This is a genomic window from Lentzea indica, from assembly GCF_012184385.1.
GTDB classification, from domain to species: Bacteria; Actinomycetota; Actinomycetes; order Mycobacteriales; family Pseudonocardiaceae; genus Lentzea; species Lentzea indica.
This window is the reverse complement of record NZ_VSRL01000085.1, coordinates 22,493-32,318: the sequence shown is the minus strand read 5'-3', so window position 1 is coordinate 32,318 and position 9,826 is coordinate 22,493. Positions and strand designations below refer to the sequence as shown.

The following is a 9,826-nucleotide window of genomic DNA, read 5'->3' as shown; positions in this document are numbered from 1 at the left end:
CGCGAGCGTGCCGCCGGGGCGATCCCTTGGGCAGGAAGCCCTTCGCGCCCGCGTGCAGGGCCTGTTGCAGGTGCGGTGGCCTGCCGCGGCCGGTCAGGATCACCACCGCGCACGACGGGAGCACCCGCGCCAGTTCCTCCGTCACCTCCAGGCCGTCGAGCTGCGGCATCTGCAGGTCCACGACGGCGACGTCCGGGCGGTGGGCCCGTGCGGCCTCGACGGCGGCCCTGCCGTCACCGGCGCGAGCCACCACCTCCAGGTCCGGTTCGAGGTCGAGGAGCGCCGCGAGGGCGTCGCGGATCAGCTCCTCGTCGTCGGCCAGCAGCACTCTGATCACGTGGGCACCACGACCAGCAACGTGAACTCGTCAGCGGCCCTCTCGACGGCGACCTGACCGCCGACCGCCGTCAGCCGTTCCGTCATGCCCCGGATCCCGTTGCCTTCGCGAGAAGGCCCCAAGCCGGCGCCGTCGTTCGTGACGGTCATCCGCACCTCCTCCTCTGCGACAGCGACGTCGATCATGCACCACGTCGCGTGGCTGTGCCGCAGCACGTTCGTGCACGCCTCCCGCAACGCCAACGCGAGCTGCGTGGCGCCTTCACCGCGCACCACTGGCACCTCCGAGACGGTGCAGCGGATCCCGGCCTCCTGAAGCACGTTCCGCACCGCCTCCAGCTGCTCGGGCAGGTCCACCGCGCGGTAGCCGTGCACCGCGTCGCGCACCTCTTCCAACGCCGACGACGCCAGCCGCTGCGCCTCGAACGCTTCCGCGGCCGACCGCTCCGGATCAGTGGAGGCGAGCCGCCCGGCGAGCTCTGACTTCAGCGCGATCACGGTCAGCCGGTGACCCAGCAGGTCGTGCACGTCGCGGGCGAACCGCAGCCGTTCCTCGCTGACCGCGAGCTCCGCCCTCGCCTCGCGCCCGGCCCGTGCCTGCGCGAGCAGCCCGGCGAACCACATCGGTAGTCCGGCCATGGCGATGATCGTCACCCCGACCGCCGCCGCGATCATCTGGTACGTCGTGGCGTAATGGGCGACGAAGGCCCCGACCAGCCCGGCGAGCACGACCGCGCCGAGCGCCGCGATCCACCGCCAGACGCCGGTCAGCAGCAGTGGCGCGAAACCGGCGGCGGCGCCGCCGATCCATGCCCACGTCGACAGCTCGTCGGGGCCGACGGGCGCCACCAGCGGGATCGAGACCAGCGTCGCTGCCACGAGCACCCAGGGCTTCCCGCCCCGCAACGTCACCGCGTACGCCACGGCCAGCACCAGCAGCCCGAGCACGCCGAGCCAGCGCGTGGCGGACGGCTCGCGCAGCACCGCTACCAGCGGCACGGCGAGGCAGCTCACCCACAGCACGTGGAGCGTGCCGCGCAGCGCGGTGTGCGGAAGATCGTTCATCGCCATCAGCCTAGAACCACTTCAGCAGGATCGTGACGGCGATGACCAGGTCGAACACTCCGCAGAACTCCGACCACCACCGCGGCACCACGGCGTTGCGCACGTGGTGGACGAGGTCCCACACGGCGTGCGCGCCCCAGCCGAGAGCGATCAGCAGAACCCCGGTCTCCGGCGACACCGTGATCACCACAGCCGCCAGCGCCACGTACACGCCGAACACCGCGAGCTGCAGCCGTGGCGCCCGCCTGCCCCAGAACAGGTACGCCGCCTGGCACAGCAGCAGCGTCCAAACGGGAGGCACGAGCGGCGTCTGCCAGAAGTCGAACGACACCGCCAGAGCGATGACCATGGGCCAGCGGTCACCCAACGCCCGGATCACCGGATGCGCACTGGGTGTCCCGTGCTCGTGCCGGTAGCGGATCATCACGGCGGCCATCGCGGGCAGCATCAGCACGTGCCCGCCCATCTCGACCGCGTCGCCGTCCAGCGCCCCGAACCAGTACGGCACGAGCAGGACGAGGTAAGGAACGAACATCGCCGCGCACATCTCGACGATCCGGCCATGGCCGCGGTAGCGCATCCACAACGCCATCGGCACGGACATCGACACCGCCATCCACAGCGCGGCGAGCTCCACGCGCTCGGGCGTCCACAACGACCCGAGCAGCGCCATCCCGATCAGCATCGCCACGAGCATCTCGGCTCCGTGACGCACCAGCGGCCTGACCGCCGGCGAAACAGTTGTTGTCATGCATCGAGAGTCGAACAGACGCCCGGCAAGACCCATCCGCGCGGTGTCATGACTTTCCTGTGCGAAACGCACAGACGAGCTATGCGTTCACCTCTGACCAGATGGTCTTGCCACCGGGGAAATCCCGTGTGCCCCAGCAACGAGAGAGCTGAGCGACGAGCAGCAACCCCCGCCCCCGTGAATCACCGAGCCGTGACTCGCCGAGGTTCGGCAGCGCGGCCGGAGTGCGGTCGTCGACCTCCACTCGGACGAAGTCGGTGTGCCGTTGCACCCGCACGGCCCGCGGGCCCTGAGCGTGCTCGTAGGCATTGCTGGCCAGTTCCGTGCACACGAGCAGGACGTCGAGCCGGACGTCTTCCGGCAGGCCTCCCAGCAGACTTCCGGCCCACGCGCGCATCGCGGCCAGGTCCGGTTCTCGCTCCGGCAGGGTGTGCAGTGTCCTCGCGGAGGTGCCCAGCACCTCGGGAGTGTCTATGTCCATCCCCACCTCGTTCGGCTGAGGCCTTCCTGGCTGCTCAAGATGGCCGTCAGGGTGCGAAATACCACTGTGCGTGCTAACCCAAACGTGTGGACGGGTACGGGTTCAACCTTGCGCTGGTCGCGGTGCTGGTGTTGCTCAACGCTGCCTTCGCCGGCAGCGAGATGGCGCTGGTGTCGTTGCGCGAGGGTCAGCTGCGGTCGTTGGAACGCGAAGGGCGTCGCACGCTCGTCCGGCTGGCACGTGACCCGAACAGGTACTTCGCGACCATCCAGATCGGCATCACGCTCTCCGGATTCCTGGCCTCGGCCACCGCGGCGGTCTCGCTCGCGCAGCCGCTCGTGCCGCTGCTGAGTTTCCTCGGCGGTGCCGCGAACGGCGTCGCGATCGCGCTCGTGACGATCCTTCTCACGTTTGTCACGCTGGTGTTCGGGGAACTCGCGCCGAAGCGTCTGGCGATGCAGTACGCGGTCCGCTGGGCGAAGATCATCGCCCGCCCGCTGGACTTCCTGTCGATGGTGTCACGCCCGGCGGTGTGGTCGCTCAGCAAGGCGACCGATCTCGTGGTGAGGATCTTCGGCGGTGACCCGGACGCCGAAGAGGAGCAGATGTCGCCGGAGGAACTGCGCGAACTCGTCGAGGTGCAGCACCATCTGAACCCGGAGCAGCGCATGATCATGACCGGCGCGCTGGAGATCCACCGGCGGCGGCTGCGCGAGGTTCTGGTGCCACGCAGGCTGGTCACCGTTCTCGAAACAGGTTTGGACGCGGCCACCGCGCGGGAAATCTTGGCGAGGTCAGGACATTCGCGGGCCCCGGTGACCAAGGACGGCCATCTGGACGACGTGGTCGGCGTGGTGAACCTGCGCGATCTGCTCGACGACGACGTGGCGCTCACGGACGTGGTGCGGGCGCCGATGGTGCTGCCGGACTCGGTGCGCGTCGCGGACGCGTTGCGGCGCATGAAGGCCGAGCACGAGCAAATGGCGCTCGTCGTGGACGAGCACGGTGCGGTCGACGGCATCGTGACGCTGGAGGACCTGCTCGAGGAGATCGTCGGCGAGATCTACGACGAGACCGACGCGGACGTGGTCGAGGTGCGCGCCGAACCGGACGGCTCGATCGAGCTGCCCGGCACGTTCCCCGTCCACGACCTGGCGGACGTCGGCGTCACGCTGCGGGACACGCCACCCGGTCCGTACGCGACGATCGCCGGTCTCGTGCTGGTGCTCCTCGGGCGCATCCCGGACGAACCCGGTGACGTGGTGGAGGTCCCCGGCTGGAAGATCGAGGTGCTGGGCGTGGAGCACCACGCGATCACGCAGGTGAGGCTGAAGTCACAGCCGGAACAGCGGAATGACCAGGGCCTCTGAACCGTTACACACGAAGCAGCTGCTTCCAGCTGTCACTCCTGCCAAACGGAAACGGGGGATTTGTCATGCCTGCAGATCTGCAGAACCGCGCATCCGGGCAGCAGGACGCGGACCTGGTCGGCCAGTACCTGCGCGACGTCGGTGGCACGCCGCTGCTGACCGCGTCCCAGGAGGTCGACCTGGCCAAGCGCATCGAGGCCGGTGTCTACGCCGCTCACCTGCTCCAGAGCGGCGACACGCGCGACACGCGGCTGCTGCGCCGGATCGCCGCCGACGGCGAGCGCGCCAAGGACCACATGATCCGCGCGAACCTGCGCCTGGTCGTGTCGGTCGCGAAGAAGCACTCGTTCCGCGGGCTGCCGTTCCTGGACGTGGTCCAGGAGGGCAACCTCGGTCTGATCCGCGCGGTCGAGAAGTTCGACTACGCCAAGGGCTACAAGTTCTCCACCTACGCGATGTGGTGGATCCGTCAGGCGATCGAACGCGGTCTGGCCGAGCAGACCCGCACCGTCCGCCTGCCGGTGCACGTCGTGGAAGAGGTCAACAAGCTCAAGAAGATCGGGCAGAAGCTCTCCGCGTCGCTGGGCCGCGAGGCCACGGTCGAGGAGATCGCCACCGAGGCCAAGTGTTCGCCGACCCGCGTGCAGGACCTGCGCGACGCGGCCCGCACCTGCGTGTCGCTGGAGACGCCGGTCGGTGACGACGGCGGCTCGGTGCTGGGCGACCTGATCCAGGACACTGACGGCGTGTCCGCGCCGGAACTCGTGGAACGCCAGCAGTTCGAAGAGGGTGTGCGGTCCTTGTTGGACGTCCTGCCAGAACGGCAGGGCCGGATCATGCGCCTGCGGTACGGGCTGGAGGACGGGCGTGAGCGCACCCTCCAGGAGGTCGCGGAGGAGCTCGGCCTGACCCGCGAGCGGATCCGCCAGCTGGAGAAGCAGTCGCTGTCCGTGCTCAAGCAGTCGGGGCAGCCGGAAGATCTTTTCGCGCTCGCCGGCTGACAACAGTACGAAAGTCGCTTGTTCCAATCGTTGTCGTAACTAAAGACTCATCACGTCCGCTCTAGCGGACTACCGCTGTTTCGCAACCGCGTGTGAACGCATCTGTTCGGGCTGTCGAGGGCCGGCCCGCGTTCGCACGCGGTTCCCCTGCGATCAAGGAGCAGTGATGAGACAACGCACCCTGCGCACGCTCGGTGTGGCGGCAATCGCCGCCGTTGGAACTGTGTTAGCGCTCCCACAGGCTGCCGCCGCTCAGCCGGAGGGACCGATCGTCGCGGAGAGCGCGCCGAACGCCGTTCAGGACAGCTACATCGTGGTGCTCAAGGACAACGCCATGGCGCGCGACGCGGTTCGCGGCAACGCCGACGGCCTCGTCGGGCGCTACGGTGGCAAGATCGGCTTCACCTATCGCGCCGCGTTCAAGGGCTTCTCGGCCACCATGTCGGCGAAGCAGGCCAAGCGCGTGGCGGCCGACCCGGCAGTGGCCTATGTGGAGCAGGACCGGACCGTGCAGGTCCTGGCGGACCAGCTCAACCCGCCGTCGTGGGGGCTGGACCGCGTCGACCAGGCTGACCTGCCGTTGAACAGCAAGTACAGCTACAGCACGGGCGCGTCCAACGTGACCGCGTACGTGATCGACACCGGCATCAACTACGACCACGCCGACTTCGGTGGCCGGGCGTCGTTCGGGTTCGACGCGTTCACCGACGGCCGCAACGGCAAGGACTGCCAAGGCCACGGCACGCACGTGTCGGGCACGGTTGGCGGCGCGACGTTCGGCGTGGCGAAGAACGTCAAGCTCAAGGCCGTCCGCGTGCTCAACTGCTCCGGCGGCGGTTCCGTCGCCACCGAGGCGGCGGGCGTCGACTGGGTCACCGCGAACGCCGTCCTGCCCGCGGTCGCGAACATGAGCCTCTACACCGGCACCGCGAACGAGCCGAGCCGCGTTCTGGACGACGCCGTCCGCGCGTCGATCCGCGTCGGCGTCACCTACGTCGTGGCGGCGGGCAACTTCAACGACGACTCCTGCAAGTACTCGCCACAGCGCGTCACCGAGACGATCAACGTCATGGCGACGGCCCGCACCGACGCCCGCGCGTCGTTCTCGTCCTTCGGCACCTGCAGCGACCTGTTCGCGCCCGGCCAGGACATCGTCTCCGCGTCGTACAGCAACAACACCGGCTCGGCCACGATGAGCGGCACGTCGATGGCGTCACCGCACGTCGCTGGTGCGGCCGCGCTGTACCTGGCGGACAACCCGTCCAAGACCCCGGCCGAGGTGCACGCCGCGATCCTCGCCGCCGCCACCCCGAACAAGGTCACCAGCCCCGGTGCCAACTCGGCCAACCTGTTGCTGCGCACCAACACCGGCGGCGTTCCCGGCGTCTCCGTGACCAACCCCGGCGCCCAGACCACGGCGCTGAACGGCACGGCGAACCTGCAGTTGTCCGCGTCCGGCGGCACCGCGCCGTACACGTGGTCGGCGACCGGTCTGCCCACCGGTCTTTCGATCTCTTCTTCGGGTCTCATCACCGGTACCGCGTCTGCTGCGGGCACCTACAACGTGACCGCCACGGCCACGGCGTCGGCCGGTGGTTCTGGCAGCACCTCGTTCACGTGGACGGTCGGCACTGCTTCGTGCGCCACGCAGACCAACGGCACGGACGTAGCGATCCCGGACAACTCGACGGTGTCGAGCTCGATCACGTTCAGCGGTTGCACCGGCACCGCGTCGGCCAGCAGCAAGGTCGAGGTGCACATCAAGCACACCTACAAGGGTGACCTGGTCGTCGACTTGATCGCGCCGGACGGTTCGGCGTACTCGCTGCACAACCGCTCGGGCGGCAGCACGGACAACATCGACCAGACCTACACCGTCAACCTGTCGCCGGAGACGCGCAACGGCACCTGGAAGCTTCAGGTCCGTGACGCGGCCACCGCCGATGTCGGCACCATCGACACGTGGAGCCTGACGCTCTAACTGTGTGAAGCGCGGGACATCGTGCCATCGGTCCTGATGGCACGATGTCCGCGTGAACGTGCCCGCCGTCCTGCGCACCCTGGCCCGGTTGAGCGCCGCCGAGCAGCCGCAGAAGGTCCAGCTCGATCTGACCAAGGCGGCGGGTCTGCTGTGGCTCGGCGACCACAAGCCGTCCTGGCAGGCCATCACGGCGACGCAGGCGGGGCTGGAGTGGACACCGATCACGTGGACCGCCCCGAAGCAGGGCCGTGACCAGGTCCGGCACCTCGCCGCGTTCGACGCGCTGCACCAGGAGGACCGGCTGCTGCGGCTGGGCTGGGCGTTCCTCGTCGGGCCGGCACAGATCGGTGGCCAGCGGAGGCGCGTGTGCCTGCCGCTGGTCTCACGGCCAGTACGGCTGCACCACAGCATGGGGTTGACTTACGCGTTTCACGTCGCCGGTGACGCGGGGGTGTTCCCGCTGATCGACGACTGGACGAAGTCCGCGGAACGGGAGGCGGAGCTCGCGCCGACCGAGGTGTGGATCACCGAGACGTTGCGCCTGGCGGGGTTCGAGAACGTGCCGATCGTGCACGACGATCCCCAGTCGTTGGTCTCCGGCCAGGAACTCGTCGTCGCCATGGGGGCTGGGCTGCACGCCGGCGAGCCCGTCGTGACGACCGAGCACGGGACGGCACTGGTCGATTGGGCGATGAAGAAAGGCGTGGAGGACACCGCGTTCGCTGCGCTGTACGGCGCTGGCACCACACCGGACGATCGGGAGGAGCCGATCAGTTCGGCGTTGCCGCTCAGCCACAGCCAGGAACGCGCCGTCGAGCACGCACGCCGCGCACGGATCACCGTTGTCGGCGGGCCTCCGGGATCGGGCAAGACACACACCCTCGCCGCGTTGGCGCTCGATGCTGTGGCAGCAGGAAGGTCCGTGCTCCTCGCGAGCCGCACCCGCAACGCCGCCGACGTGCTGGGTGCCGCGTTGCGCCGGGCGGGTGGGCCGGTGCCGGTGCTGTTCGGCGACTCCGAGCTGCGGCAGGAGATGGCTCGCGAGCTGAGCGACGGCCTCGATGCCACCAGCAAGCCCGACCTGGTGAAGGAACTCGAAAAGGCTCGGCGCGCCGCGGCCGCGGCTGTCACCCGTGTCGAACGCACGGCCGCACAAGCGTTGAACGACGAGAAACTCGCTGCGGAAGCGAGAAAGCATCAGGCGTTGATGGCCGCGCATCGCACGGTGGCTCCCAAGGCGTTCGACGCGGGCGTGGATTTCGTTCAGCTGCACCAGCTTCTCGAGCCGCGCACCGGGTTCCTGAGTGGACTGCGCACAGGCTGGGCACTCAACAAGGCACGCAGACTGACCGGCGCGAGCGAGGCATCACCGGAGGACCTGGCCGCCGCGGTCGAGGCGGCGGAACAGACAGCGGCCGCCGTCCGGATCGGGACGAGCGGCGGCACCACGTTCGGCGAGCTTCGGCCGTTGCTGGCCGAGCAGGATGCCGCGAGCCGGAAAGCGACCGCGGCGTGGCTGAAGGAGTACTCGGTCAGCCAACGGGGATCGGGTGCGCGCAGGGCCGTTGCGGCGCTGGCGAAGGCGTTGCGGTCAGGGCGCGCGGCACGGCGGCGCGGGCTGGCGGAGATCGACAGCGCGGATCTGGTGGCGGCACTGCCGTTGTGGGTCGGGACGCTGTCCGATGTGGAGGACATCCTGCCGCCGGTGGCCGCCATGTTCGACCTGGTGATCATCGACGAGGCGAGTCACGTCGACCAGCCGCTCGCCGCGCCGGCGTTGCTGCGCGGGCGGTCCGCGGTGATCGGCGGCGATCCGCGGCAGCTGCGGCACGTGTCGTTCGTGAGCGACCAGGCCGTGCAGGCCGCGGTCGACGCGGAGGGCACGCAGGACCTGCGCGACCGGCTGGACGTGCCGAAGGTGAGCCTGTTCGACGCGGCGGCCGCGACCGCGGGCGTGCACTGGCTCGACGAGCACCACCGGTGCGCGCCGCATCTGATCGGGTTCGCGGCGGCGAAGTTCTACGACGGCAAGATCGCGTTGCTGACCACGCACCCGGCCATCGCGGACGTCGACTGCATCGACACCGAACACGTCGGGGGAGAACGCACCTCGAAGGGCGTCAACCAGACCGAGGTCGACGCGGTGCTGGCGCACGTGCGCAAACGGGTCGCGGCGGGCGTGCGGTCGATCGGCGTCGTGACACCGTTCCGCGCGCAGGCCGACGCGCTGGAGGAGGCGCTGCTGGGCGAGCTGACGCTGGACGAGATCACGACCGGTGGCGTGCGCGTCGGCACCGTGCACGGCGTGCAGGGCGGCGAGTTCGACGAGGTCGTGATCAGTCTCGCCGCGGACGCCAAGCCCGGCGCGTGGCGTTTTGTGAACGACCGCAACCTGCTCGCGGTGCTGACCACCCGCGCTCGCCGCCGGGTGCACGTGATCACGTCGGCGCCGGAACCGCCCGGTCTGATCGGCGAGTACCTGCGGCACGCCGACATCGCGCCGACCGAGACCGCCGGTGCCGACCCCGATGACGCCTGGACGGCTCGGCTGGCGCAGGAGCTGACGACCGCAGGGCTGACCGTGCGGACGGGCTATCCGGTGGGGCAATGGCGAGTGGATCTCGTGGTGGGGGAGAAGGAGGACGCGGTCGCGGTGGAGACGCGCCCGCACCCGGAAGGGGCACAGGCGCATCTCGCCCGCTGGCGGGCGCTCACCCACGCGGGGTGGCGCGTGAACGACGCGTTCGGCAGCCGGTTCGGCCACGATCCCGCGCGTGCCGCCGTGGAACTGGCTCAGGAACTGGCGCCGGGCCGCTGAGGGCGTCTGCAAGTACTACCAAC

Annotated in this window: 8 protein-coding genes; 4 read left to right on the top strand and 4 right to left on the bottom strand. The window is 69.4% G+C overall.

The window, feature by feature from the left end:
- From FXN61_RS23235 to FXN61_RS23220, 4 genes are all read right to left on the bottom strand, one after another.
- The coding region (locus FXN61_RS23235) for a response regulator (RefSeq protein WP_167976153.1) at nucleotides 1-337 on the bottom strand (337 nt) is incomplete at its 3' end.
- Nucleotides 334-1,401, bottom strand: a complete 1,068-nt coding sequence (locus tag FXN61_RS23230) for a sensor histidine kinase (protein ID WP_223165557.1) — start codon at nucleotides 1,399-1,401, stop codon at nucleotides 334-336. The genes FXN61_RS23235 and FXN61_RS23230, both read right to left, overlap by 4 nt.
- 10 nt (nucleotides 1,402-1,411) lie before the next feature.
- On the bottom strand, nucleotides 1,412-2,152 hold the full coding sequence (locus tag FXN61_RS52510) for a hypothetical protein (RefSeq protein WP_167976151.1): 741 nt from the start codon (nucleotides 2,150-2,152) through the stop codon (nucleotides 1,412-1,414).
- 79 nt (nucleotides 2,153-2,231) lie between these two features.
- On the bottom strand, nucleotides 2,232-2,633 hold the full coding sequence (locus FXN61_RS23220) for an ATP-binding protein (protein WP_167976150.1): 402 nt from the start codon (nucleotides 2,631-2,633) through the stop codon (nucleotides 2,232-2,234).
- Nucleotides 2,634-2,719: 86 nt separating this feature from the next.
- Between FXN61_RS23220 and FXN61_RS23215 the strand changes: the two genes are divergently transcribed.
- The 4 genes from FXN61_RS23215 to FXN61_RS23200 all read left to right on the top strand — a co-directional run bounded on the left by FXN61_RS23215 (nucleotide 2,720) and on the right by FXN61_RS23200 (nucleotide 9,803).
- Nucleotides 2,720-4,003 carry a hemolysin family protein gene (locus FXN61_RS23215; RefSeq protein WP_167976149.1) on the top strand — a complete coding sequence of 428 codons (1,284 nt, stop codon included), beginning with the start codon at nucleotides 2,720-2,722 and terminating at the stop codon, nucleotides 4,001-4,003.
- A gap of 65 nt (nucleotides 4,004-4,068) precedes the next feature.
- Nucleotides 4,069-5,004 (top strand): sigma-70 family RNA polymerase sigma factor, encoded by a 936-nt coding sequence (locus tag FXN61_RS23210; RefSeq protein ID WP_167976148.1) that lies wholly within the window; start codon nucleotides 4,069-4,071, stop codon nucleotides 5,002-5,004.
- 166 nt (nucleotides 5,005-5,170) lie between these two features.
- The gene (locus FXN61_RS23205; protein WP_167976147.1) at nucleotides 5,171-6,985 is read left to right on the top strand and encodes a S8 family peptidase; all 1,815 of its coding nucleotides are present in this window, start codon (nucleotides 5,171-5,173) and stop codon (nucleotides 6,983-6,985) included.
- A 52-nt stretch (nucleotides 6,986-7,037) separates the two neighbouring features.
- Complete coding sequence (locus FXN61_RS23200) at nucleotides 7,038-9,803, top strand: AAA domain-containing protein (protein WP_167976146.1); 2,766 nt, start codon at nucleotides 7,038-7,040, stop codon at nucleotides 9,801-9,803.
- Nucleotides 9,804-9,826 lie beyond the last annotated feature (23 nt).

Coding starts and splice junctions, on each gene's coding strand:
- FXN61_RS23230 (WP_223165557.1), bottom strand. CDS start 1,401: ATGAACGATCTTCCGCACACCGCGCTGCGCGGCACGCTCCACGTGCTG.
- FXN61_RS52510 (WP_167976151.1), bottom strand. CDS start 2,152: ATGACAACAACTGTTTCGCCGGCGGTCAGGCCGCTGGTGCGTCACGGA.
- FXN61_RS23220 (WP_167976150.1), bottom strand. CDS start 2,633: ATGGACATAGACACTCCCGAGGTGCTGGGCACCTCCGCGAGGACACTG.
- FXN61_RS23210 (WP_167976148.1), top strand. CDS start 4,069: ATGCCTGCAGATCTGCAGAACCGCGCATCCGGGCAGCAGGACGCGGAC.
- FXN61_RS23205 (WP_167976147.1), top strand. CDS start 5,171: ATGAGACAACGCACCCTGCGCACGCTCGGTGTGGCGGCAATCGCCGCC.